Here is a 25,510-nt window from a genome sequence, read left to right as displayed (position 1 = left end):
TCGGTAGTATCTATTTCCTAATTAATGAGCCGTTTCGGAATAGTTTCGAAACGGCTTGTTTAATTGAAAATGGAGTATTAAGGACAAGAAAACGTCCTCTTCGACCCGAATGTTTGAAAATTTGCCATAAAACACAAAAGCCACCCGAAGGTGGCTTTGTAAGCTATTGTGTTTGAGCACTCCCCCTTCAGGACTTGAACCTGAGACCCTCTGATTAACAGCGGCGATCAGCCGCCAATCTGGCTTAATCGGGGTTGACTGAATCTTGCTTAACTGTTTATTTTTCAATCACTTAATTTTTTGTTAGAAATTTGATGTATGCCTTCCAAAATGGGGTTTAACCCTGTTTTACTGGCAAATTACTGGCAAATTTTAGGCGAAGGATTTTGTGAAATCGAAAAATTAATAGGTATGTCAGCATCATTAAAAATCATTTTGGACACCTGGAGAATTAAAAAGAAGAAAGGAACCTATCCTGTTAAGCTACTGGTAACCTTTAACAGCGAACCAAAGCGTTACCAAACGGTTTATGATCTTACCCAGGAAGAGTTCAATTCGGTAACAGACCGAAAGGCCCGAAACATCTCAGAAAAATTGAAAGAAATCCGCACCAGTCTAAAACTGATCGAGCGGAATGCTGAGGATAAAGCCCGTTTATTACAGCCTTTCACCTATGATGAGTTTGAAAAGGATTTTATATTAAATAATCCCTTTTTTCACCAGCGAAAATTTATTAAGGCAAACCAGGTCCCGGTAGCCTACGAGTTTAATTTAGCTGAGTATGAAAACCGGTTCCCCATTTTCAGGCTGCCATCCCCGGAATATGGAACAATACTGGCCACCTTTCTATATTATATTAAAAAGCTCCTTTCCGAACACCGTATCCGGACCGCCGCCAATTATCAGACAACTTATACCACTATTTCCCGTTTTCGGGGGAATGTCCGGTTTACTGAAATTGACGTGGCTTTCTTAAAGCAGTTGGAAGCCTGGATGATGGACCAGGAATATTCCAAAACGACAGTAGGTATTTATACCCGTTGTTTACGCACGATGTTTAATGAAGCCATATTCCAGGGTATTATTAATAGAGACAAATGTTACCCTTTCGGTAGGCGTAAATATCAACCACCCACATCCAGGAATATAAAAAAGGCGTTAACCCTGGAAGACGTTGGCAAAATCTATTATTATGAGCCGGTTTGCCTGGAAGAACGTAAAGCCAAAGATTTCTGGCTTTTTTCCTACTTCGCCAATGGCATCAATCCCACAGACATTGCCCATTTGAAATATAAGAATATCGAAGGCGAATACCTTGTCTTTGAAAGGGCTAAGACTGAAAACTCGACCCGATCCTCTCCCCGGCCAATAACTGTTTACATAACAGAAGATATGCAGCAGGTTATTGATTTCTGGAGCACCAAGGATAAGCGCCTAGGTAATTATATATTCCCTGTCCTGCAGTACGACATAACGCCATTGCGCCAGGTTGAACTAATAGAGCTGTTTGTCCAGGCTCTAAATGACTGGATGCGAAAGATCAGAAAGAAACTGGGCATAGAAAAGGCCGTAACCACTTACGTTGCCCGGCATACATTCTCGACTATAATGAAACGGTCAGGGGTAAGTACGGAGTTTATTCAAGAATCATTAGGTCATACGAGCATTAAAACCACTGAGAACTACCTGGACAGTTTTGAAAAGACGGTGAAGAAGGAGTATTCGCAGAAGTTGGTGGCTTTTAAGAAGGATGTAACAGAAAGTGTCCAATCTCATGAGCAGTAGTGAACCGATTTTTAGGAACCTAGATTATATGTAAATGCATATAATTCAGCTATTTTCTATGAAACTATATGCAATTGCATATAGTTGGCTGAAGGGCTGTGTTTTATAAATGACCGATATTTCAGTCATTTTTGCTAATTTTGACTGAAATATCGGTCAAATTAGTGAAAAGTAAGAAAACAATATTATTACCTACCGCCGAAAAAGTATTGAACGAATTGGGTGAAAATATCAAACTAGCCCGTAAACGTCGCCGGTTAACAACCACACAAGTTGCGGAGCGGGCAGGTATTGCCCGGTCAACACTTCAATTGATTGAAAAGGGCACGCCAGGAGTTGCGATGAGTGCATATCTGCAAGTGTTGTTTGTGCTCGGTCTGGAAAAAGACTTGTTGTTGGTAGCGGCTAATGATCCTTTAGGAAGAAAGTTACAGGATGCTGGATTGCTTTCGGGCGGTGGAAAATCTTAAATAATGTCAAAATCAACACACCAAAATCAACAAATACTAGTATACGCTGACTGGATTGATCTGGGCGGTATTATTTTAATGGGAACCTTGCAAGCCGAACAGGTGCGGGGCAAGGAAGTCTTTTCTTTTTCTTATACCAAAGAATGGTTAGAAAAAGGGTCGGCTTTGATAATTGATCCTGATCTGGGCCTATATTCTGGCCCTCAATATAGCCGAGACGATAAACCCAATTTTGGCCTATTCATGGATTCTTCCCCTGACCGTTGGGGTAGAGTTTTAATGGAACGTAGGGAAGCGTTTGCAGCCAGACAGGAAAAAGGCAGGCCAAAGCCGCTAATGGAAAGTGATTTTTTATTAGGGGTATTTGATCAATACAGAATGGGCGGTCTTAGATTCAAATTAAAGGAGGATGGGCCGTTTCTCGATGCCAATGAAGCTATGGCGGCACCTCCCATGACATCGCTCCGTACGCTTGAAGAGGCAAGTCTTCAATTGGAAAAAGACGATGCCATGGAAGACCCATCATATGCTAAATGGCTGAACCTGTTAATTTCTCCCGGTTCTTCTTTGGGTGGTGCAAGACCAAAGGCTAGTGTGATTGACCCGAATGGAGAGCTTTGGATTGCCAAATTTCCAAGCCGAAAAGATGATCGTGATATCGGAGGTTGGGAAACAGTAGTCAACGAGCTTGCAATAAAATCCGGATTGTCGGTAGCGGAAGGAAAAGCGCGGAGGTTCACCCAGGACTACCATACTTTCCTGACTAAACGGTTTGACCGTGTCGGTAACGGCCGTATTCATTTTGCTTCGGCTATGACTTTACTTGGACATACCGATGGTGCGGATGGCGCAGCCGGTGTATCATATCTTCACCTGGCGGAGTATATTATGCGTTATGGTGCACAACCGAATACTGATTTGGAAGAACTATGGAGACGGATTGTATTCAATATCTGTGTAAGCAATAGTGATGACCACCTCAGAAATCATGGATTTTTATTAACACCGCAAGGATGGATGCTATCGCCTGCGTTTGATATAAATCCTATTCCGTTGTCAACCGGCCTAAGTCTGAATATATCTGAACACAGTAATGAGTTGGATCTTGATCTTGCCAGGGAAGTAGGCGAGAAATTTCGTTTGGATAAGGTGAAAAGGGAGGAAATCATTAATAGGGTTACCAAAACTGTTAGTCACTGGAAAGAAGTGGCCGGGAGGATAGGGATATCAAGGGGGGAAATGATTTCTTTGGAATCAGCATTTATTCATTAGCAATTTATAAAGGTGTGAAAGTAATTGGTAAATTTAAAATAAATGATAGTTTTAGAATTACAGGACGAGGCCTTGTTGTCATTGGTGATCTTATTGAAGGAAGGGTAAAAATTGGAAGTGTTGTAACATTTAATACCGGATCTGAGAACGCCACCCTTAAAGTAAGTGGTGTTGAAATGGGGGATAATAGATCAACAGGAGAATATTTTGTGGGCCTAACATTCGTTTATAATGATGAGATTGAGCGCAGAAAGTACGAATCTTTGAAACTAAAAGAACAGATTATTGAAGTAATGGCTGAAGAGATATAAATTACTATGGCAATAACACAATCTATAGAGCAATTAGAAAATGACTATTGGGAAGGAACGGACTTTCCAACGGGGCTTGTCGAGCGATGTTTTCTTTATAGAAAAATACCAATCGGAAGACTAACGCCTGAGCAACTAAGAACATTGATTAGTCAACAAATTGGGCTAAGATATTTGATCCCAGTAGCGGTGAAAATTTTAAAGCAAAACATACTAACCGAAGCTGATCTATATGAAGGAGATTTGTTAGCATCGGTTTTAGAGGTAGGAGGCACGTTCTGGCAGCAACATCCCGCTATTAGGTTTCAAGTACGACAACTGAGTATAGATAAAAAGGACTTTATTGAGCAATGCAATGATCGCAATCAATTTCGTCAACTTTTAAAAAAGATGGATGCCTTTGCTTCAGAGGGTTGACTATATTGAACCCTCGTTCTCCAAGGTTTTGTTGTCTTTCTTATCTTTCATAACAAGGGGCTTCATCTGAATCCAATTCTTTCACTCCAATTGACACCCAAAGTGAATATCCTTTTTACTATCTGTAAAATCGATCTTTTAGCTGAGCAGTAAAGCTGATTGAAGTCGAGAAAATGATCTCAATTAACCGTGCTACTTCTCGGGTATTTACGGAACAAAAGAAAGAAAGCCATGCATTGAAGCTGAACTTGTTTGATATCTATGCTGTGGTATCTTCTTTGTCATGCAGATCTTCCACCCAGTCTTTGTAATATGCTTCACTATCGCTATAATATGGCTCTCTGACATTGAACGGCCCATGTTTGAATTTTTTGTCTTTAGCAAAACCTTCATAGACTTTTCCTCCGGTATATCCCAATGCTCTGCCCCCATTTTTAATTGCTTTATCTTGACGTCTGCCGGATTTATAAAAGAAGAATATGAGAATGTAAACGGTAATAATCACATGGTAACCCAAGGCATCCCAGCGCACGGAATCCCATCCGTCGGAATGAAAATGGCAAGATTTAATCCAGGCGAATGCCCAGGAAATGGTGACGATATCCCAGGTCAGAATGGTAAGTTTTGAAACAGAAAACCGGCGCGCTTGTACAAACCAATTTTCATTCTTTGCCAGAATGCCTGCGTCTAAATAATATCTTTCCGTCCCGTTAAACTTTTTTGTTAATGTTACATCGATGCCTAAAGCGGCCTCTGCGTTTTTTGTTTTGTTTTCCCATCTTTCCTGCCAATACTTACTTCCCCTATTCATTAGGGCCTGAAATAGGGAAACCCAGAATCCCAAAAATGCTAGGTAGATACAATACTCTGGGTTGTCAGTGAGTAATTTAAAGAAACCAGTAGCAATAAAAACGATAAGAGCCCCAAAGAACCAGCCCCTTGACCAAAAATTACTGATTTCAAACCTTCGTTGTTCAAGGCTTTTTTCAAACTCCAGTTTCTCCCGTTCAGGTAATAGTGAAGCCGACCTGGCTTCAAATGTTTTTTCCATAAGGTGTTCGGTTCGGGGTTATTTGATGATAATAGAGTTATAAGGGTATAAGTATAGCGTTAATATTAATGTATGCTCCTTATCCAACATATTCCGATATTAATTCTATTTTTTGCTCTATATAATTGTCAGCAACGCCTGGCTTTAATTCTTTAGGTTTGAAACCGTAAATATCTTGTTGACAACCACTGCAATCATTATCAATGTCATTTGTTTTTCCACATTCACAAGTCCAGACTTCTTTTTCTTTGGATGATAATAGTTGCTTTTTCATTGAACGTTTGCCCCGCTCAACAAAAATATCTTTAAGTAAGGTCCTTATTGTTTGTAAATCTTGTTTGTCATGCATGCTATAAAATGGCCTGTCGTATGTTGCAATACGTACACCTCTTTTTTGAATTTGGAAATTGTCACTTTTTAACATTTCCGCAATCCTATTGAACTCAAATAAGTTCAACTCTTTTATTATTTGGGATAGCTTAAATGCGATTTGATCATTTTCTTCGAGTTTGATTCCATTATACAAAAGGTCTAGTTTGTTTTTTTCTGGAAGTCCGTCAATATATCCAATCAATTGCCTATAAAATTTTTCTGAAATTCCTGGATCCGTTTGATCATATGAAATAGCTTCAGAGAATTTTTTCATAAGATATGGAAATACCTCGTCTACTTGATTGGTAGTGATGAAACTCCAAGTATCATCATTTATTTCCAAAATGCTTGACTTTGCTTTTTCGATAATTGCCCTTTTGTTTCTTAACATATTAATTCTATCCACTCCAACATTTTCAAGCTTTTCGTCAGATTTAAGCATAGTTGCTTTTTCTGCTTCTCCTTTTTCTAGAATGACAGCAGTGCCAACAGCGGTCAGCATAAACATAGATTTACCTTTTCCTGAAATTTCATCCATATCAATGTTTAATCCGACAATACAGTTTGAGCCTATCTCATAGGCTGCATACTTTATTCTTTCAATTGCTTCATTATATAATGAAGTCAATTGCTTTTGATAAGTATGTGAACGACCACCGAAGACGTCAGTTAGCCCTCCAAGAAAATCACTAAATAGATTTGTTCCTGCAACAATATGAGCCGATACTGGCTTTAGGTATCTTTTTATTTTGAGACCTTCAGCTGATGAAGTTGTAATAACTAATACATCTTTAGGGTTTGCCATTTGAGTTATGATTTAAAGTTTAGTGCATTGGGATTTTTGTAATTCAAAATATTAAATGGGCAATAGTAAACGGCAGTAACAACTTCTTCCCAATTCCAATTTTTGTCTAGTATACGAAAGATGATATCCCAGAATAAGTTATCCTGGTGGCCATAATACTGTTTGGTATGTAATGAGGTTATTCCAGGCATGGTTCCAAATATCAATACTTTACAGTTTTTGTCTGAAATAGCTTCAAAGGAGTTTATTGTCATGCCTGTTGAAATGGGGTTGGATCCACTGATATATTTGATCGAAGAACTCTAATTTAAATCTAAATATGCATATTTTAAATGGATTTTGTCTTGAAAATCAACAATGTATTCATCTTTGCTTTTTATTGATCTTTGTCAATAAAATTTTGTCGTTCCAGTTCGTTCGGCGTTAGTTGACTTTTTCCTAATTTTCAGTACACCATTAACCGATTACCTATAGATATGAATGTGAGAAAGTTTTTGTATTCGAATATGTTTTATCGGAATATGATTTCGGATTTATTTGGCAGGTCGAGCGGCAGTGAAACACCTGGATTATTTACTCCCTACTTTCAATATTCTATTGGCCCCTATCAATCCGACTTTTCCCTCTACTTCCCAAAAGAACCCTATGGTCGCCGTTATAAAAACGAGATTTTTAATAAACTAAATGGGTATAACGGTGCCGATATCGCTGATTACTTGGAGTTTCATTTTACCCGCTACCCGGATAAGCAAGCCTTCCTAAAATTTCTTGAGTACGAGACTTACAGCAGGTTAGACCAAAGAGTCAGCGCCACTCGAAAACAGAAACTGCGATTTACAAAAGAATGGGTACAAGAGAAGAGACAGGAAATACGTGTTCAGCAACAAGTGGAAATGAGGCAGAATATTGAACAAGGCATCCGGGAGGTTTTACCTCTTAATAATAACGTAAACCAGGCAAACCTTGATGAATCTATAATGGAATTTACGCAAAAGCTTGCCTTCCGAATAGATCAAATAGTGGCGGGAACTGAAGAGCGCATGCAGTCCATAACCGATTCCTTTGTTACCGGTAATATTGAACTAAACAATCAAAACCATCAAGATAAACTTATAAAGTTATTTAGGTTATTGAAAAATGTGCAGGCTCCCACAGAGATTGCTAAGGGCGAACAGCTGTTTAAGAGATTTTCGGATACGGACGTAGCGGCAATTCTAAGATTGCATTTTGAAACTTTTAAATCCAAGCAGCCGAATACTATTCAGGTTGCCATAAAAAGGGCGGATGAGAGTATCCGGGACACCCATCCTAAAGTAAAGAATTTGGAAAAAGCCCTCCAAGAATATTTCTATTAATATTACCGGATAACCTGAAATGCCTTTATTTATTATTAAGCCAATCCTTCCACCTGTCTACTTGAGGCCCGGCATCCATCAATTCCATTTTTTCATGGTCATAAAAGGGTTCAAATTGCCAGTCTTCGGTTCCTACACATCCTAAATTTGACCATTTGGTAATGAAATCGATAAAGTTTTTTGCCAGACGCTTACCATGGAAATCAGATCCGTCATGGCTTAGATAAATTATAGGACTTTCAATCGTGCTTTCAGATGTATCAAATGCTATTACATCTCCATTTGCTACATCTATAAAAGGCACTTTATTATGCCATATTTTATCATAAGAGTCCTCAGGATTGGAAAAGCACTTTGTAACCCATCCAGTATAATTATCAAAATCTTTCCTAAGAAAGGAGAAATCCCATAAACATCCCCGGCCCCCTCCACTAAATACTTCCTTCAATTCATTTTTGGGTTCTTCACCCTCAATACACCATTTAAGATATACACCTGACGAATAATTAGTTAAAACATATTTGAATTCCTGGGGATACCGTATTCCAATGTTTTCTTCCAGAAGTATTATTTCTGTAATGTCGACAGGTGGTTTTATTTCAATTGGTCGGATATACCAATTTCTTTTTTGGGCGGTTGTCATAATCCAACGCCAGTCACTAACCCATCTTTCCCAAAGGGCTTTTTCCATCATGTAGAAGCGTTTATTGCCTGCTAATATATGCGAAAATTGGAGTTAAGGCAATCTTATTCTTTCCGAAACCAACCCTAACACATTCTTATTCAATCCTTAAAAATCCATGACTAATCCATCATTGACTTTCCTTGTTTCTTAACCCAAATTACGTTCATAAAACAAATTTTTATGGACACTTTATTTATTCCGAATGAAAATGATTTTCGGCGGTGGATCAGAGAGGCAGTGAAGGAATGCCTGGAAAACACGCCCATAAAAACGACTCCTTCAACAAATAAACTTGAAGAGGAACCGCTAATTACGCGTAAGGAAGTAGCCTATATGTTCCGCATTTCCCTGGTCACTCTGCATGAATGGATGAAACAGGGCCTACCCTTCCATAAACAGGGTGGAAGGGTTTATTTCCTGCGTTCTGAGGTTATGGACTACCTGAAACAGAAACGCCGACATCCGTTTATTGATCCTGAAACCGACCGAGTAACCGAAAAGTAGTTTTTCTTTTCACCCGCCCTATGCTTCGCATTTAGCTTTTAACAGTTATTGATTAACAAATTAAAAATCAACCTTATGGCTGAATTTAAAAGACAAACTTTCCAGTTAAGCACAGGAAAGCAGATCAAATTGCACGGCAATAGCTTTTTTATTAGCAAGTCGCTCGAGATTGGAGAAGGTTTTGTTCCCAACATTTACGCTCTGTTTGAAGAACAGTCTGATGGAAAAGCCTCTACTACCGTTTCCAACCCACATAAATTAACAGCGGACGAATTGCAGGAACTAGCCGATTATAACATTCGGCTGTGGCTCGATCTAAAGGACAGTATTCGCAACAATGGATTGAATAATCCCAGGGTTTTTGGGCGAGATCCTGTACGAAATGAAGACGGTGCAGACGAAAAACCTCCAAGATTTAAGCGGGAAAAAATTAGTCATTCTAAAGAATCTGAAAAACGTGATGTATGAAAAGTTTATCGTGTGAGGATGCAAAACAGGTCGATCTGGTAGAATACTTGGCTTATTTAGACCACCATCCGCAGAAGGTGCATAACGAGAATTTTTGGTATCTCTCACCATTGAGGGAGGAAAAAACAGCATCCTTTAAAGTGAACCGGCAAAAAAATGTATGGTACGACCATGCGGTGGGCAAGGGCGGTGATCTGATTGATTTCGGGACTCTTTATCATAATTGTTCCGTTAGTGAGTTGCTTGGTCGTTTGTCTGTGTACCAGGCTCGCCCAGTTCTTTCTTTTCACCCGCCTACTATTTCGGACAATCTTTCCGGTGCCAATTCCCGCTTTGCTGGTGAAAAGAAGGAGGCCGAAGGCTGCAAAATTGTTGTACTGGATTCCCGCCCGTTGGCAGCAAAAGAGCTGTTGAACTATCTGGAAAAAAGGTGCATCCCGCTGGAAATTGCCAACCGATTTTGCAAAGAAGTGGATTTCCTTTTGTACAATAAAAAGCACACAGTAATCGGATTTCAAAACAATTCTGGCGGATATGAGCTGCGAAGCGAAAATTTCAAGGGCAGCAGTTCCCCTAAGGATATAACTTTTGTTGACAAACGAACTGATGATGTTGCGGTGTTTGAAGGCTTTTTCAGTTTCCTTTCTTTTTGCACCGTAAATAAAAATCTAACTGCCCCACTGTCAAATTGCCTGGTACTAAACTCACTTTCATTTTTCGAGAAAAGCCGCTCCCTGATGGAACAATACAACCAGGTTCATTTGATTTTAGACAGGGACAGTGCCGGTATGAATCGTACCAAACAGGCGTTGCAATGGGACCGTGATAAGTACATAGATCGCAGTGATTTTTATAAGCATCATAAGGACTTAAACGACTGGCTTATTCATCACCAGCAAAGCCAAAAGCAAAGCCAAAGACAAGGCAGGAGACTTTGAATTTCGGGTAGCCAGCTATGTTTTGGTAATACCAAAACGCTGGCCGTTCATGCTATCGCATTCACGGGATCCGCCTATCGGCGGATAGGAAACAAGGAGGCAAGATATGGAACAGGTTAAAAAACAAACAAAAAACAAGGGTGGCCGCCATAAAAAGGCCGTGAAGAAAGATCGGCTAATATCAGTTAAGTGTAGCTCGTATGAGAGATCTGTTATAGTAGGAAAGGCCAAAATTGCAAAAGTATCCACATCGGAGTTTATGAGAGAAGTTGCAATGACGGGTAAAATTGACAGGCGAGAAAAGGCATTAGCACCGGAGGTTTTACAATTAACTGCAATGCTTAATCACATCGCTGCAAATCTCAATCAGATTGCTAAAAAGCGAAATGGATTCGAGGAATTAACAGTCCTGGAAAGGGCTAATTTAAAAGTTCAATCAGCCGAGTTGAAACAATTAGCCACTAAAATAAAATCACATTTACAATGATCGGGTATGTGGGAACCGGCGCTTCTTTTTATGAATCCATACGGTATTGTTTGGAAGATAAAATCGGTTTAAGTGAAAACCAGAAGGTTTTAAAAGCGCTGAAAGATCAATTGCAACACAAAGACAGGGCTGAGGTTTTGGAATTCAATAAATGTTTTGGTGACCTGGGCGAACTGACCAGCCAGTTTTTAGATGTTGCCAAATTGAGTAAAAGAGTTGAAAAGCCGGTGTTTCATTTTTCCCTTCGGCCTGCACCAGGTGATAAGGTTTCCCGGGAACAACTTATAGAAATGGGCAAAGAGTGCGCAAAACAGTTCGGGGTTGCAGACAATCAATACCTCATTATTCTGCATAAAGACACTGCCGAGCCGCACATACACATCGTTGCAAACAGGGTGGGTCTTGATGGGAAGGTGGCAAAGGATAATCACAGTTACAGGAGGATGGATAGCCTGTGCAGGCAACTTGAAAAGCAGTTCCAATTAAGAGAAGTATTAAGTGCCCGCCGGTTCTTATCAGAAGAACTCCGGAACCTTCCCAGGCTAGATAATAGAAAGGAAAAACTAAAAACCGATATCCGAAACACTTTAGTGCAGGTTAAAACCTTACAACAGCTTGAGGAAAAAATGAAATCGCTAGGCTATAAGGTATTAATAGGCCGAGGCATTTCTTTCATCGATGATAAAAAAGTAAAGATAAAAGGCAGTGAAGTTGGCTTTTCGCTTTCAAAGATTGAAAGGATTCTAGATCTGAAACAGGAATTAGCAATTAAACAGGAGAAACAACAGCAGCGGGAAATAGCAATTCAAAGGGATATAGATAAGGCATATACTCCGGTTCAGAAACTATTAATCAAAACTGCTCATTCGTCGCGGAAAGAAGATTTTGAAGCGTCAGAGCTAGTAAAACAGCTTGATAATTTGTTAGGCGATCTGCTGAAACCGGAGTACGTAGATCAGTCAGTTAATCCTGAATTATTAAAGGAAGCCAAGCGTAAAAGGAAAAGACAAAGGCCAAGATTGTAAACATTTATTCACTTAAAATTTTCAAATATGGAACTAAAAAATACTGAAAATGTGGAAGCTAGTAGCTTGGAAATCGTATTGAATGAATTTTCGGAGGAACAAAAATCACTCGCAAAATCCATAGGCGACTTGGTTATAGCCGTAAATGGCTTAACCGGGAAGCTTACACAATTTGAAGAAAAATTGGACAATCTTAAAGTCACTTCTCCTCCTCTAAATACTACACCAATTCAGAATGTTATATCCCAAAGTATGGATGGAATAAAAAAGATTGTTAATGAACAACCAAAAAGCATTGTTCAGGAAAAGAGATTTTTGCTTTTCCCAGAACATAACGCAAGGGAATATTACTCGGTGGTACTTCGCTGGTTATTATATATAATTATGGCCACTTATGGCTACTTTTTACTAAAGCATATTGTGGATCATTGGCGGTTGTAGGATGGACGAATAAGAAACAAAGCCCTGATGTAGAAACATCGGGGCTTCTGATTAATGGCTCTGATTAGTAATCTTATTAAAACAATGGAATTATTGTTGTGGACTAAATTGTATTGGTAATAGATTCTTCCAAAATTTCACTGTCTGGTAAACCGGTCAATTCCCTTATTACCTGCATCGCAGTAGCTTTAGTAAGGTTATCACTATTCTTTTGAATATACCGGGCAATAGTAAATTCTGTACAACCCAACACATCCATTAATCGGCGGCGAGTAGCCGGATTGTTTATTGCTTTGAGTGCTTTTTGACTAAGTTTCATAATGGATAAGTTTTGATTAGAATTTAGTTATTGAGGCTCCAATTTTGAAAATTGCCATTATTTTGTCCAGGCTTCTTTCAATTGGCGGATATCTTAGCTGGTCAGGATTATCGGATTCCAATCGTAAAATGTTTTCTTTTTCACTTTGGCAAACACGTCTGACATACCCCATATAGTTTGAATCTATCAGGTAATAGTAATATCCCCAATTAAGGGCCTGGAAATCATTTAGACGGGTAATTGTTACCCAGCAACCGTTACTAAATGTCGGTTCCATACCATTACCGGTAACCTGAATGGCTCCTTCAAAAACGCCTAGAAATGGAGCATCAATTCGATCAACTATTAACTCTGGTGTTAGTCCGGTAAAAATTATTGTCCCGCTGGCTGATTTACCATCAACTTGTGGTTTAGCTGGTCTATTATTTTTTAAAGGAAGTATTAACGTAGCCGGAGTAATCATGCTAATATCACCTGCACTTTGTTTGCTTTCCATCTCTTCCAGGTAAGCATTCAGCTTATTGAAAGCCTCTATGTTGTTTGGCCTGATTCCCTTTTCCCATTTATATAACTTTGCTTTTGCAATGCCAGTTGATTTTTCAACCATATGCATTTTAGTGCCTGACCGCATTCTAAACACCTTTAATCGAAAACCGATGTCTGTCATGCCTCACTATTTAAAAGGGATGAGTAGTCTGATGAATTCTGATCTCCTGTAAGCCGATGTGTTTTTAAAACAAATGCAGCTTCAATAAGCTCTTCTATTTTTTCATAAAAGTAGATATGGTTGCTGCGCTCAAGCGGCTCATTAGAAATGCTTCCAGGGCTTGAAATAATCGCCGTAAGCCATTGCCATAATATTTCCCGGGTTTCATTTAGATGATAACACTGGAAAAAGTCATCAAAAACAAGAGGGGGATTGTTTAAATGCTCTTCAGAAAGGCGCAAGGGTTGGTTGTGCCACAGGGGATGTTTGTTGTGGGATTTGCCGTGAAAGAATATCCCAGGACGGGAATTGGTTAATGGCTCATTCATGTTAAAAATATTTTAGGTTACATGATATGGTTAATGAGCCCCTGGGAGGTAGGCTTTGGGCACGAATAAAACGGGCCAAAGACTTAATATATTAAAAAAGGGTTGACGCCTACCGCCCCTACAACACGGGCTCTGACAAAGCCCACCACTTTCGTGGTTAACCGCGAAGGAGCAAATAGGCCCAACCCTATAGTGTAAATATAAAGATTGGGCTTCACTTACTCTCGCGGTTACAAAAATTGTCAGATTCGTGTTGCGAGACTCGTGAGAATGCAATACTTGTTTAAGTTGTATTGCCCAGTTTATAATTTCACTACGAATGTAAATCAGAAATATTAAAAATGTGCTTATAACCCCATTTTATTTTATCAACATACTCCCACTTTGCGAGTTCAACTCTTAACATGGAAACTTCAGATTTCACATTGGAACTTGAAAAGCTTGGAAAACGCATTAAACAGGTAAGAAAACATAAGAACTTGACATTACTTGAATTGGAAACTATTTCAGGTATAAATGATAGTGATCTTAGCCGTTATGAACAAGGTAAAGAAAACCTTGAGTTTTTTACGATATATAAGATAGCAAAAGCATTAGGCGTGGAAGTTCATGTTTTAACTAACTACGATGGTGCTTTACCTGGAATCAAATCTAAGTAACTGGCAGAAATGACTTAGATATTATAGATTTAATGCACTGATCGGGCTAGGTAAAGATGCTATCAGTGTTATTCCGCCAACTCACATTGCTGCGAAAGGTATTTTAAATACTGTGGATGCGTCAAATAATACATGGGGAAATATAATTGCAAATCAGGTGGAGAGTGAAATGAACAAAATAAACAAATAAGAACAGTATGAAACGAAGGGAAAAGGCAGCATGGTATTTTGCGGTATTTATAATTGGCGCTTTTATTATTACTTATTATTATTCAGAGAAAAAAGCAGGGGAGCTTAATGCCAATAAGGCGATAGGGACAGGATTTATAACAGGCATGGATATGGTGTTTAAAGGCAGGGGAATTTTCGTTAAGTATGTTTTTGAAGTAAAAGGAGATTTTGTAAAGGATCATACAATTATTCCTATAGAAAGTGATCAGTTAGAATTATTGTCAAAGAATTTAATAGGGGGGCAGTATCCTGTCATTTATAATGCTTTAGATAAATCAAATAGTAAGATATTACTTTTTAAAGAAGAATTTATGAAATATGGATTAGATGTTCCAGATAGTCTTCATTATATCTTTCACTTGCTCGACAGTTTGACATACAAGAAAAATTGAGGTTTTTTGATTCATAAGCATATAGCTTATGATGTGAATTGGGTTAAAAAATTGATTGAGTAATAAAGACAATAAATGAAAATTTCTGAAAAAAATATTTCAGCAAAATAGCATAAATCAAATATGAAAGGATTTTTGAAATCAGGCTTAAAAATGACAAATATGAGTTGTCCAGAAAAACATCACCAATCTAAATGGATTTATCCTCAATAAACTCATGGAATCAACAAATTTAGGATTTGGGTTATCATTTTGATTGTATGGAGGATGGAATGGTATATAAAAGCTCATAGTAAATAATTTATCGAGTAGCTACTGAATTACGGGTATTAAACAGATTATTAGAACTAATCAAGCAAGATGCAGAAAATTATCTGGAAGGTGCAATGAGAAGGATATAATTAGCCCTGAGTGCATAAAGAATAAAGTATTAATAACAAGATATTCTCAGTATGAAATTTCAAAATTTATGGACTAAGCTGTTTACCTCAAAAAGTGAAAAGGAAGCTATTGCACTCCATGTTGCCGGTGCAACGGTTCGACACAGAAACCCTTTTGAGAATCTTGAAGTGCCAAGAAATGAGGAAGACCTGTCCGACGAGTATATAGAAAAGTGGGTTGTACCATTTTATATGACTCATCTTGCCAATGCGGACGAAACAACAATTAAAGCTTTCTCAGAGGCGGCTAAAGAAATAAATATTGATATTGTAAAGGCATTGCTAGGTGATTTTAACTGGCGGACAAGAATTTCTGGTGCCTTCTTCGCTGCTATTAACAATTATCATGAGTTGGAGGATATTATCGGTAAGCATTTGTTAAAGAGTGAAGTGTGTTATGCTGGTTCTGGTTATTGTCTGGCACTGGCTACCTTTGCCACTGATAAAGCGAAAGACTATTTGATCACTTATCTTGATTATTACCTTGATAGAAAAGATTTATGGTTTGATCAGTCAACTACTTATTGCGCCCTGGAATACCTCGACAAAAATGCCACAGCTCGGCTAACCACTAAATTGAACTCATTTATTATAGACAAAACGAATTGGGATTTAGAAAAATACAGGAGTTCTTTTATCGATTGCATGACAACGCTTGATAAAATAAGGCGAGTAAAAAGCGAAATCTAAACCAGTTAAAAGGGCGGTAATCGGCTAAACTTTTTTCAGCGATAGAAAAAGCATAAATTTATAGAATAACAGCTCTTTTAAACCACTTCGCCCACTTGCTGGCAAATTACTGGCAAAAATGCAAAAAGGCCGCCGAAGCGACCTTTTAAGTGATTGTTTTTCAGCTCCCCCTTCAGGACTTGAACCTGAGACCCTCTGATTAACAGTCAGATGCTCTAACCAACTGAGCTAAGGAGGAATATATTTTCCATTTCAGAACTGATTGAAAAACCGGTAGTTATTTGCTACCTCTCTTCCGAAATGGGCAGCAAAAATAAGGAATTAATTGGTTCGAAAACAAATGAAAATTGAAAAATTAGCCCTGTTTTAAAAGATTTTTTTTTGACCCCTATATCCACCCAAATAAACCGCCGTCTGGTAATCCCACAAAGAGGGCTTCACCTCGCATTTCAACCGGATAAATTTTTAAATAATATCCCTCTCCACTTGTATTACGCCCATTCTTTAAACTGAATTTATACCGGTGAACCGGACAAACCACATTGCCTACTGCGTCGATATATCCTTCCGCCATAATTCCACTGGCGTGCGGACATTTATAAGCAAACCCAAACCATTCCTCTCCAACGCTGGTTATACAGATCTTTTTACCTTTTACTTCAACCACCGCAATGCCCTGCCCATTAAAGTTGAGTTCAGTTGGGTGCCCGGCTATTTGGTGGTACTGGTATTTTTTCTCGGTCATGCAGTATTAAAAACCTGTTTTATATGGATACCGGATCGTATATAGTTCCTTCACCTTATTTAATATGGTCGACCGTAATTCGTCGATGTTCCTTCTTTCAGTAGCTGAAATAAAAACACAATTGCCCTGCAGCTGATTTTCCCAGCGTTCTTTAAGATCTTTCAGCATTTCGGTGCGAACTTCCTCTTCCAGCCAGGGATCGAATGTATTTTTTTCATACTGGTCCATTTTATTAAAAATGGTGATCACTGGTTTGTCTATTACATTCAGTTCCTGCAGGGTTTTGTTTACTACGCCAATCTGGTCTTCGTACTGCGGGTGCGCCGTGTCGGCCACATGTAATAATATGTCCGCTTCGCGCACCTCATCGAGGGTGCTTTTAAAGCTTTCCACGAGGTGGTGCGGTAATTTGCGAATAAATCCAACGGTATCGCTTAATAAAAATGGCGTGGTCTCAAAAACTACTTTGCGGGTAGTGGTATCGAGCGTTGCGAATAATTTATTTTCAGCAAACACATCGCTTTTCGATAGCAGGTTCATGATAGTGCTTTTACCCACGTTGGTATACCCTACCAGGGCCACCCGAATAAATTCACCCCTGTCTTTACGTTGCGTGAAAGCCTGTTTGTCAATTTCGCTCAGGCGTTTACGCAACAAGGCTATTTTTTCACGAACGATCCGTCGGTCAGTTTCAATTTCCGTTTCACCCGGACCTCTCGTTCCAATACCACCCCCTAATCTTTCCAGGTGTTTCCACATCCCACGCAGGCGCGGCATCAAATATTGATACTGGGCCAGTTCAACCTGGGTTTTTGCTTGAGCGGTTTTGGCGCGGCGGGCAAAAATATCCAGGATCAGGTCACTGCGATCGATGGTTTTTACATCGAGCACTTTTTCAATATTGCCGATTTGCGACCCGCTCAGTTCATCGTCGAAAATAACGATGTTGATATCCCGCCCCTCGATGTAGTTTTTAATTTCTTCCAGTTTGCCTTTACCAACAAAGGTGCGGCTATCAGGATGCGGCAGCTTTTGTACAAATCGTTTAACGGATTTGGCACCGGCCGTTTCGGCCAGAAATGCCAGTTCGTTCAGGTATTCTGTTACCTGCTCTTCGGTTTGTAATTTATGTACCAGTCCTACCAGTACAGCTTTCTCTTCGTTTTGAATGATATTCTTCTTATCTAACAAGTCCTTCGATTTTCCGTGCAAAAGTAAGCTGAAAAACCGGAAACTGGGGTACATAGCGCTGAAAGGAAAAGAAACGGTAAAAGGTGGGGGCTTTTCTAGTGGGGCAAAAATGGGTGGAAACATGCTGTCTTCTCACTGTTACCCTGATAGGATAACCCACCTCTTTGGTACCTCTTTGTTACCTCAATGGTACCTCTTTGGGTCCTCGGAATTCGAGGTCTTTCAGGGTAGAATCGAGGAGGAGTCGAGAAGGCAAAGAGGAGAAAATAACAACCATCACTGGTTTTCGACCATTCGTCACACCTTTTTCCTCCAACCGTCACCCAAAAAGGACATTTCCGAGGAGAAATTACCATTCGTCCCACCGTTCTCCTCGAACCGTCACAGCGGTTTCCGAAGCCCGTCACATGATGGCATGAAGGCATTGGGTACTTTTGTATACCGACAAGACTGAACCAGTTGGCATGCACAGGTTGAACCCCGTCAACTTACGGAAGTTCTTTGAATTATTGGGGAGGTTAAAATTTTCTCGGGATAGTTTTTCTACCTGGATTAGCACCATTTTGCAATAATTGAAACAAATTGGTAATAAGAAAAAGGGGAATAAGCTAGAGGCAAAGAAATTTGATCAATATCAGGTGTCTGAAATAAAAAAATCCGGAAGGATACCGCTTTTGCGAATCTCCTTCCGGATTGTATGGTAAGTATTACTAGTTGCTTTTTACAAACCGCTGATCACCAAACCTATCGTGAACGGTCGTATATCTACCAGCGGCGACCCGGCCCCGGCGGCGCCATCTTTTATAAACTGGTTGATCTGATATGATCCGAAGACGCCAAACACTCCTTTGCTTACGCGACCGGTTACGGCCAGGCGTGTACTATTAAAATACCTCTTTGATTTGATTTTTTCTGTATAGGAGTTTACGGTTCCACTTTTTGACTGCAGGTTCTTACCTTTTGTCATTGCGCTTAGCATGGTTCCAACCTTTCCGCCTATGGCTACCTTCCAGCTTTTATTGGTGTTATCGGGATCGGCGGCAAAGCGAAGCTCGACCGGCAATTCCAGGTAAGTGGTGGCTATCTTGTATTTTTTGAAGTAACCGGAGTCTACGCTTTTAAAGGCGAGGGTGTTACTTGATCTGCCTGCAATATCAACGGTCATTTTATCGAGATAGAAATTGTCAGTTCCAATACCAGCACCAACACCTACGCTAAAGCGGGGGCTGGTTTTGAAAGGGAAGTCGAACATGAAATACATATTAAAACTGCGGGGGATACCTTTAGTATTAATGGTATCAGGTTTAGAGGCCCAGCCATTATACCCCAATTGTATCATGAAATGGTCGTTAGCCCGGTTGGGGTTATACTTCCACACCTTTTTTTTGGCTGGAGTTGCAGATGCGGGGGCAGGCGCTGCAGTCTTGGTAGAATCCTGTGCAAACAAGGGAAATACAAATGCCAATGCGAGGGAAAGCGTAATCAATTTTTTCATACTGTTCTCAAATGATTGTCAAAAGTATCTTTCACAGGGTTAATGAAAGGTTAAGGTTACAAAAAAGCCCATAGCACTGCCATGGGCATAATGAGGTAATGGTTGACTTTGTTAAGAACCGTTCCGGTCTCTATCGGGGAACGATACGTCAAACAAGGAATTTAACCCTACAGAGCCCCTGTTTTAATCGACCAGGATACTGGCCGGCTTGTGTTAGGGATACTCTAACCCTCCCGATAATTAATTTGGAGTGAAAGCCAACGCTGAAATAAGAACTGAGTGGACCCTGCTGGGATCGAACCAGCGACCCTCTGATTATGAGTCAGATGCTCTAACCGTCTGAGCTAAGGGTCCGTTCGCGACTTTCGTCGGAACAAATATCTTGAAAATAAAGAGCTTTTCGTTTCAAAGAGCAGCAAAATTAGAAAAATTCATTCAGTACATAGCAGAAATCTCATTTAATTTTTTAAATAATCTTAGAGCAGCTTTCCGGCGACCTCGTTGGTCTTTTTTTTTGAACGATTAGCAGTTTTTTATTATGCTTGCCAGCACTAACATCCAGGAGCTGCAACAGCGTATTTCGCTGTACGATGACCAGTCTGCCTATAAGGAACTGTTTGCCCACTTTTATAAGTCCCTACAGCAATTTGCCGCCTCGTTTGTCCGTTCCCCCGAAGTGGCGGAAGAAGTCGTTTCTGACATATTTATAAAAGTGTGGAAAAAAAGAGCTGGCCTTAACCGCATCCATAACCTCAAACTATACCTTTTTATCAGTACCAAGAACGGAGCCCTCAACTACCTCCGTACCCGGAAAAAGGTTATGCTGCAACCCGAACAATACTTTGTGCAGCTGCAAAGCATTTATTTCAACCCCGAAAAACTGATGCTAACTGCCGAAATGATGAACCGTGTGCAAAGCGCTATTAATGACCTGCCTACTCGCTGCCAACTCATTTTTAAACTGGTAAAAGACGATGGTCTCAAATACCGGGAGGTGGCCGAACTATTGCATATTTCTTTAAAAACGGTTGAAAACCAAATGGCTATTGCTATACGAAAAATAGGTATGGCCATTCATTTCGACATTCGTACCACATTGTCTTTTTAAAAAAACCGGTCGGGCAATACCCGGCCGCTACCTATGTAAAAAAATATCTTCTGCTGGCTTGGGGGTATGCTTTTTATAGTAGTGTCCTTAAGTGTATATCTATTGTACACATGAGTAAGGACAGAACCTGGTTTTTAATTGGAAAAAAACTGGCTGGTGAGGCAAGTGGGGAAGAATTGAGCGAATTGGAGGGACTGTTGCGTAGCGATCCTGACATGCATTATGCTCTTCAAAACATAACTGACTTATGGAGTTTGCCCATGCCTATAAACAATGATGCAGAGGAGGCGTTCAATCGTCATGTCAATAGATTAAAAGAAGCCACAAAAGATTGGGACCACCGCGAAAGTCCCGAAGATCGACCCGACAATACAACTACTCAAAATCGCTCCCGGAAAAAATTACTGATCGTAAGTATGGCAGTTGCCGTATTGATGATAGCTACCATTTATTGGTATTATGCTGTAACAAAGCGGGAAACCACTACCCGCCCTTCTCTGGCCGCTCAAACTGTAGAAAAAAATGAAGTAAGTACCCACAATGGTTCCAAAACAACGATCAACCTGCCCGATGGTTCAAAAGTTTGGCTGAATGCCGGAAGCGTACTTACCTATGACAAGAACTTTGGCGGCGACATAAGAGAAGTAGCGCTTAGCGGAGAAGCTTATTTTGAAGTGATACCCGCCATTACGCCGGGAACAACACAAAAGGTGCCCTTTGTAATCCATACTCAACAAATTGATATCCGGGTACTGGGCACAGCCTTTAATGTAAAGGCCTACCCTGGCGATAAACAAACAGAAACCAGTCTGATACATGGTAAGGTGGAAGTATTGCTCCATGACCGCCCCGAGAAAAAGTTTACGTTACGACCCAACGAAAAACTGGTTGTAGTAAATGACGTTTCGAGTGCTGCCGCTATCAATAAAAGTACAACGAACAATCAACCCTTTGTTTCAATAAGCAAATTAACCTATGCGCCTGCCGATAGCCTGGTGATAGAAACTGCCTGGGTGCAAAACAAACTGGTTTTTGATGATGAATCGTTCCTTGAGATAGCTGAAAAAATGGAGCGCTGGTACAATGTGGAGATCGTGTTTAAAGATGTAAAAAAACAAACACTGCATTTCTCCGGCAGCTTTACCAATGAAACCATACAACAGGCGCTGGATGGTTTAAGTGTGTCGGCCCCTTTTCATTATAGCATGCAGGGAAATAAAATAACTATAGGACGATGATCTTTAAATCAAAACTTATTGCAAATGATGAATAACAATAGTTCATAAATCTTAAATAAAAGCGGAACCTCATTGCAGTGAGATCCCGCAAGGTAAATACAGGCTGAAATGAGCTTTCCTGTTTAGGCACAGGAAACACCTATTATTTAACCTTCCAATTAACAAAGTATGAAAAAAAACGGAATTCTGCTGAGTTTCGGCAGGGACCCGCTTTTCCTAAAGTTTGTCCGGATTATGAAGCTTTCGTTCGCTATAATACTGCTTACATGTCTTCATGTTTCTGCCGGTGGTTTTGGACAGAACCGGATCAGTGTTGACTTTCAATCAACACAATTAAAAAAAGCATTATCATTTATTGAAAGGAAAAGCGATTTCAGGTTTCTATATAATGAGAACCTGGTTACCAATGCACCGCGTATTACACTCACCATGGTAAATGCAGAAGTAACGGAGGTGCTGAACCGGCTGCTTAACAATACCGGGCTATCCTATCAGTTAATGGCCAATAACCTGGTTATTCTTAAAACAAGTGTAGCCGTTGTGCGGAATATAAAGGTATCGGGTAGGGTTACCAGTACTACTGGCGAACCGGTTACAGGTGTGTCGGTTGTTGTGAAGGGTACTACCATTGGCACCACCACCGATGGGGCAGGAAATTATTCATTAACGGTGCCCGATAGCGCCATTCTCGTTTTCTCTTCACTGGGTTTTGAAACACAGGAAATAACCGTGAATGGCCGGGCTACCATCGACGTTTCTTTAAAAGCCGCGGATGCTTCTTCTCTGCAACAGGTTGTAGTTGTTGGGTATGGTACCAGTACCAAAAAAGACCTCACGGCGCCGGTAGCGGTGGTGAACACTGAAGAGCTGAACAAACGAACAACGGCCAGCCCCATGCAAGCATTACAGGGTAATGTAACAGGTGTACAGGTGGTTACCACCGGTGCGCCCGGCGGTTCACCTACTGTACGGATAAGAGGCGTGGGTTCATTCAATAATACCTCACCCCTGTATGTAGTGGACGGAATGTTCGTTGATAATATTGACTTTTTAAACACCAACGATATTGGTGAAATGTCGATTTTAAAAGACGCCTCTGCTGCTGCCATTTATGGGGTGCGGGCTGCAAACGGTGTAGTGATCATTACCACTAAAAAAGGGAAATATAACCAGAAGACCCGGATAACCTATAACGGTTACTTTGGCATACAAAAACCTACGGGTAATTATAAACTGGCCAATGGATCACAATATTCCGCCATGCAGCTGGCCAAGCAAACGTCTGCGGATTCAATTCGGGTTACCAATTCAGTTGCCAAATTTGGCGGCAGTGGTGTAAACCCTACTACCAATACTGATTGGTACGATCAATTATTAGATAACTCCGCCCTCATGCATAATCATAGCCTCGACCTGTCGGGCGGTTCTCCTAAAGTGAATTACACGATGGGTTTAAATTACCTGTACCAGGATGGTATTACCGAAACCGAAAGCAGCTATAAAAGATATAATGGGCGTTTTCAACTAGAAGCCAAACCCTATGACTGGTTAAAGATGGGCATTACGGCACACTTCACCAATTTCACTCAGCGGAATCCTAATTCAGCTGCCTTTTCTCTGGCTTATATGGCATCGCCATTATATCCGGTATTCGATGCTAACAATACGTTGGCTACACCGGAGAAGTACGCTACTTCTACCTCGCTTGGTTTTGACAATGGCGTTTTTAATAACCCTGTTGCTGCTGCCAATTACTGGTACGATAAAACAAAAGGGTTCCAGATACTTCCCTCTGCATACCTGGAAGCAGACATCTTAAAAAATAAATTGTCTGTTCGCACGCAGTTAAGTCAGCGTTACGGGTCCAATCTGAATCAGAATTATATTCCTGAATATTATGTGGATGATAATCAAAAGGGCCGGTTATCTGTGCTCACTACCACAGAGGACAGAACGGAGAATTACATCCTCGATAATCTGATAACTTATAAAGGTAACAAAGACAAACACCATTGGACGGTGCTTTTAGGTCAATCGGCCCGTAAGGAACAATATAGATCATCACAGATGATCACTGATAGTATACCTCAGGACCAGATCTACTGGTATGCCGACCAGGGCGCCCAGCGGTCAAACGGCTATACTGAAACAGGTTTCAAAAATACCTCCCTCTCTTATTTTGGCAGACTGGAATATAATTATGCCGGCAAGTATTTATTAACGGCCACTTTCCGCGCAGATGGAACTTCTAAATACCAGGATAAATGGGGTTATTTCCCTTCGGTGGGATTAGGTTGGGTGATCTCGGACGAAGACTTTATGAAAGACAACAAGATCTTTGATCTGTTGAAACTTCGTGGATCATGGGGGAAACTGGGTAACGACAATGTGCCACCTAGCACCGGGTATGCTGTTGTATATAGCGGCATCAATTATTCCGGAATTTACGGAAGCACCGCAGTTGCGCCGGGTACGCCGGTGACCGGTTATCGTATAGATCCGGTTTTTGGTACGGTGACATGGGAAATTGTGACCGAATGGGATGCCGGTATAGACTTTTCGGCGTTGAATAAACGGTTGAAAGGAACGGTAGATTACTATCACCGCCAAACCAAAGACCTGGCATTTGAAAGAAATATTCCTTTTATCAGTAGCATTAAGCAGTATGGTAACTGGGGTACAGTTAATAACAGTGGTATAGAAGTAACGCTTGACTGGAACGATAAACTGGGCGAATTAGGGTATCATATAGGCGGTAATCTTACCACTGTGAAAAATGAAGTTACCGACCTGAAAGGTTTGAAAAACCTCCCCGGCGGTGTAGCTGAATTTCCAACCTTGTCACAGGTGGGTGATCCATTTAATTTTTATTACGGGTACCAGGTTGTAGGCATTTACCAGAATCAGGCAGAGGTGGACGCCGATCCAATTGCAGTTGCCAATAATGTTAAACCCGGGTACTTTAAGTATCAAGATGTAAATGGTGATAAAGTGCAGGATGAAAATGATCGCGTAAACCTGGGTAGTTATATCCCAAAGATCAACTATGGGTTTAATCTGGGACTGGATTATAAAAATTTTGACCTGAGCGTTTTCTTCCAGGGTGTGGGCGAGGCATCGATATTGAATAATAACCGCGCCGCCCGGCAAAAATTCACCGATATGAATGGGGATGAAAAATTTGTAACCAGCTTATGGACAAAGGAAGGTTCTTCCAATAAATATCCTTCAGCGATTGCAACCACGCAATCATGGAATAACTACGCCAGTTCATTTTATGTAGAGAATGGTTCTTACCTGCGTTTGCAGAATATTCAAGTGGGATACAATTTTAAATTGGGTGATGCAAATGGCACTTCGTTCAGGGTATATGCCACTGCCGATCGGCCGGTTATCTGGACGCGGTATTCGGGTGTTACTCCGGAAATTGCCGCACCGGCGCAATTGCCGAAAGACCGGGCTGCGGGGCCATCGAATACAGTGCCTACCCAGATCTCATCGTTCGGATACGACAATAATGTATATCCCACTACCGCGGTGTATTCCATTGGCGTAAGAATTACTTATTAACCTTAATTACC

The 25,510-nt window shown here is 40.4% G+C and carries 27 protein-coding genes and 2 tRNA genes; 18 read left to right on the top strand and 11 right to left on the bottom strand.

What is annotated here, in order from left to right; all coding sequences use genetic code 11:
* Window positions 1-411 precede the first annotated feature (411 nt).
* From J7I42_RS04665 to J7I42_RS04645, 5 genes are all read left to right on the top strand, one after another.
* The gene (locus J7I42_RS04665; protein ID WP_209137605.1) at window positions 412-1,785 is read left to right on the top strand and encodes a tyrosine-type recombinase/integrase; all 1,374 of its coding nucleotides are present in this window, start codon (window positions 412-414) and stop codon (window positions 1,783-1,785) included.
* Between the two features lie 140 nt (window positions 1,786-1,925).
* A complete protein-coding gene (locus J7I42_RS04660) occupies window positions 1,926-2,255 on the top strand; it encodes a helix-turn-helix domain-containing protein (protein WP_209137604.1) in 330 nt (109 codons plus the stop codon).
* A gap of 3 nt (window positions 2,256-2,258) precedes the next feature.
* Entirely contained in the window at window positions 2,259-3,527 is a 1,269-nt protein-coding gene (locus tag J7I42_RS04655; protein ID WP_209137603.1) for a type II toxin-antitoxin system HipA family toxin, read from the top strand.
* Between the two features lie 14 nt (window positions 3,528-3,541).
* Complete coding sequence (locus tag J7I42_RS04650) at window positions 3,542-3,838, top strand: hypothetical protein (RefSeq protein ID WP_209137602.1); 297 nt, start codon at window positions 3,542-3,544, stop codon at window positions 3,836-3,838.
* A 6-nt stretch (window positions 3,839-3,844) separates the two neighbouring features.
* Complete coding sequence (locus J7I42_RS04645; protein ID WP_209137601.1) at window positions 3,845-4,255, top strand: contact-dependent growth inhibition system immunity protein; 411 nt, start codon at window positions 3,845-3,847, stop codon at window positions 4,253-4,255.
* A gap of 259 nt (window positions 4,256-4,514) precedes the next feature.
* On the opposite strand, the gene J7I42_RS04640 is transcribed toward J7I42_RS04645, so the two are convergent.
* Window positions 4,515-5,306 (bottom strand): RipA family octameric membrane protein, encoded by a 792-nt coding sequence (locus J7I42_RS04640; protein WP_209137600.1) that lies wholly within the window; start codon window positions 5,304-5,306, stop codon window positions 4,515-4,517.
* Between the two features lie 79 nt (window positions 5,307-5,385).
* On the bottom strand, window positions 5,386-6,483 hold the full coding sequence (locus tag J7I42_RS04635; RefSeq protein ID WP_209137599.1) for a YbjQ family protein: 1,098 nt from the start codon (window positions 6,481-6,483) through the stop codon (window positions 5,386-5,388).
* 482 nt (window positions 6,484-6,965) lie between these two features.
* On the opposite strand from J7I42_RS04635, the gene J7I42_RS04630 reads away from it, so the two are divergent.
* Window positions 6,966-7,838, top strand: a complete 873-nt coding sequence (locus tag J7I42_RS04630; protein WP_209137598.1) for a hypothetical protein — start codon at window positions 6,966-6,968, stop codon at window positions 7,836-7,838.
* A gap of 25 nt (window positions 7,839-7,863) precedes the next feature.
* On the opposite strand, the gene J7I42_RS04625 is transcribed toward J7I42_RS04630, so the two are convergent.
* Complete coding sequence (locus J7I42_RS04625; RefSeq protein ID WP_209137597.1) at window positions 7,864-8,532, bottom strand: SMI1/KNR4 family protein; 669 nt, start codon at window positions 8,530-8,532, stop codon at window positions 7,864-7,866.
* 171 nt (window positions 8,533-8,703) lie between these two features.
* Between J7I42_RS04625 and J7I42_RS04620 the strand changes: the two genes are divergently transcribed.
* From J7I42_RS04620 to J7I42_RS04595, 6 genes are all read left to right on the top strand, one after another.
* Window positions 8,704-9,027: a helix-turn-helix domain-containing protein gene (locus tag J7I42_RS04620; RefSeq protein ID WP_209137596.1), complete on the top strand. Its 324-nt coding sequence runs from the start codon at window positions 8,704-8,706 to the stop codon at window positions 9,025-9,027.
* 75 nt (window positions 9,028-9,102) lie between these two features.
* The gene (locus J7I42_RS04615; protein WP_209137595.1) at window positions 9,103-9,495 is read left to right on the top strand and encodes a hypothetical protein; all 393 of its coding nucleotides are present in this window, start codon (window positions 9,103-9,105) and stop codon (window positions 9,493-9,495) included.
* Window positions 9,492-10,433, top strand: coding sequence for a toprim domain-containing protein (locus J7I42_RS04610; RefSeq protein WP_209137594.1), 942 nt, complete (start codon window positions 9,492-9,494; stop codon window positions 10,431-10,433). The genes J7I42_RS04615 and J7I42_RS04610 overlap by 4 nt, the downstream gene beginning before the upstream one ends.
* A 106-nt stretch (window positions 10,434-10,539) precedes the next feature.
* Window positions 10,540-10,920: a plasmid mobilization protein gene (locus J7I42_RS04605; protein WP_209137593.1), complete on the top strand. Its 381-nt coding sequence runs from the start codon at window positions 10,540-10,542 to the stop codon at window positions 10,918-10,920.
* A gap of 50 nt (window positions 10,921-10,970) precedes the next feature.
* On the top strand, window positions 10,971-11,945 hold the full coding sequence (locus tag J7I42_RS04600) for a relaxase/mobilization nuclease domain-containing protein (RefSeq protein ID WP_209137592.1): 975 nt from the start codon (window positions 10,971-10,973) through the stop codon (window positions 11,943-11,945).
* Window positions 11,946-11,972: 27 nt separating this feature from the next.
* Window positions 11,973-12,386, top strand: a complete 414-nt coding sequence (locus J7I42_RS04595; protein WP_209137591.1) for a hypothetical protein — start codon at window positions 11,973-11,975, stop codon at window positions 12,384-12,386.
* A 103-nt stretch (window positions 12,387-12,489) separates the two neighbouring features.
* On the opposite strand, the gene J7I42_RS04590 is transcribed toward J7I42_RS04595, so the two are convergent.
* Genes J7I42_RS04590 through J7I42_RS04580 form a run of 3 tightly spaced genes read right to left on the bottom strand, consistent with a single transcriptional unit; the run spans window position 12,490 to window position 13,740 of the window.
* On the bottom strand, window positions 12,490-12,705 hold the full coding sequence (locus tag J7I42_RS04590; protein WP_209137590.1) for a hypothetical protein: 216 nt from the start codon (window positions 12,703-12,705) through the stop codon (window positions 12,490-12,492).
* Window positions 12,706-12,721: 16 nt separating this feature from the next.
* Entirely contained in the window at window positions 12,722-13,372 is a 651-nt protein-coding gene (locus J7I42_RS04585; protein WP_209137589.1) for a S24 family peptidase, read from the bottom strand.
* On the bottom strand, window positions 13,369-13,740 hold the full coding sequence (locus J7I42_RS04580; RefSeq protein ID WP_209137588.1) for a hypothetical protein: 372 nt from the start codon (window positions 13,738-13,740) through the stop codon (window positions 13,369-13,371). The genes J7I42_RS04585 and J7I42_RS04580 overlap by 4 nt, the downstream gene beginning before the upstream one ends.
* A 404-nt stretch (window positions 13,741-14,144) precedes the next feature.
* Here J7I42_RS04580 and J7I42_RS04575 point away from each other — a divergent pair, with 404 nt between their 5' ends.
* The 3 genes from J7I42_RS04575 (at window position 14,145) to J7I42_RS04565 (ending at window position 16,152) form a co-directional block, all read left to right on the top strand.
* Window positions 14,145-14,399: a helix-turn-helix domain-containing protein gene (locus J7I42_RS04575; RefSeq protein ID WP_209137587.1), complete on the top strand. Its 255-nt coding sequence runs from the start codon at window positions 14,145-14,147 to the stop codon at window positions 14,397-14,399.
* A 197-nt stretch (window positions 14,400-14,596) separates the two neighbouring features.
* On the top strand, window positions 14,597-15,022 hold the full coding sequence (locus J7I42_RS04570) for a hypothetical protein (RefSeq protein WP_209137586.1): 426 nt from the start codon (window positions 14,597-14,599) through the stop codon (window positions 15,020-15,022).
* A 452-nt stretch (window positions 15,023-15,474) separates the two neighbouring features.
* Window positions 15,475-16,152, top strand: coding sequence for a DUF6000 family protein (locus J7I42_RS04565; RefSeq protein WP_209137585.1), 678 nt, complete (start codon window positions 15,475-15,477; stop codon window positions 16,150-16,152).
* Window positions 16,153-16,316: 164 nt separating this feature from the next.
* On the opposite strand, the gene J7I42_RS04560 is transcribed toward J7I42_RS04565, so the two are convergent.
* The 5 genes from J7I42_RS04560 to J7I42_RS04540 form a co-directional block, all read right to left on the bottom strand.
* Window positions 16,317-16,390, bottom strand: a tRNA-Asn gene (locus tag J7I42_RS04560).
* Between the two features lie 150 nt (window positions 16,391-16,540).
* The gene (locus J7I42_RS04555) at window positions 16,541-16,897 is read right to left on the bottom strand and encodes a Rieske (2Fe-2S) protein (RefSeq protein ID WP_209137584.1); all 357 of its coding nucleotides are present in this window, start codon (window positions 16,895-16,897) and stop codon (window positions 16,541-16,543) included.
* A 6-nt stretch (window positions 16,898-16,903) separates the two neighbouring features.
* Window positions 16,904-18,088 carry a GTPase HflX gene (gene hflX / locus J7I42_RS04550; RefSeq protein WP_209137583.1) on the bottom strand — a complete coding sequence of 395 codons (1,185 nt, stop codon included), beginning with the start codon at window positions 18,086-18,088 and terminating at the stop codon, window positions 16,904-16,906.
* A 721-nt stretch (window positions 18,089-18,809) separates the two neighbouring features.
* Window positions 18,810-19,583 (bottom strand): outer membrane beta-barrel protein, encoded by a 774-nt coding sequence (locus J7I42_RS04545; protein ID WP_209137582.1) that lies wholly within the window; start codon window positions 19,581-19,583, stop codon window positions 18,810-18,812.
* A 280-nt stretch (window positions 19,584-19,863) separates the two neighbouring features.
* Window positions 19,864-19,937: transfer RNA gene (locus tag J7I42_RS04540), tRNA-Ile, on the bottom strand.
* 184 nt (window positions 19,938-20,121) lie between these two features.
* On the opposite strand from J7I42_RS04540, the gene J7I42_RS04535 reads away from it, so the two are divergent.
* The 3 genes from J7I42_RS04535 (at window position 20,122) to J7I42_RS04525 (ending at window position 25,499) form a co-directional block, all read left to right on the top strand.
* Window positions 20,122-20,691 carry an RNA polymerase sigma-70 factor gene (locus J7I42_RS04535; protein ID WP_209137581.1) on the top strand — a complete coding sequence of 190 codons (570 nt, stop codon included), beginning with the start codon at window positions 20,122-20,124 and terminating at the stop codon, window positions 20,689-20,691.
* 110 nt (window positions 20,692-20,801) lie between these two features.
* The gene (locus tag J7I42_RS04530; protein WP_209137580.1) at window positions 20,802-21,929 is read left to right on the top strand and encodes a FecR family protein; all 1,128 of its coding nucleotides are present in this window, start codon (window positions 20,802-20,804) and stop codon (window positions 21,927-21,929) included.
* Window positions 21,930-22,163: 234 nt separating this feature from the next.
* Window positions 22,164-25,499, top strand: a complete 3,336-nt coding sequence (locus tag J7I42_RS04525) for a TonB-dependent receptor (protein ID WP_209137579.1) — start codon at window positions 22,164-22,166, stop codon at window positions 25,497-25,499.
* The last annotated feature ends 11 nt before the right edge of the window (window positions 25,500-25,510 follow it).

The organism is Niastella soli (assembly GCF_017742245.1).
Taxonomy (GTDB): Bacteria; Bacteroidota; Bacteroidia; order Chitinophagales; family Chitinophagaceae; genus Niastella; species Niastella soli.
This window is presented reverse-complemented; position numbering and strand designations above follow the sequence as displayed.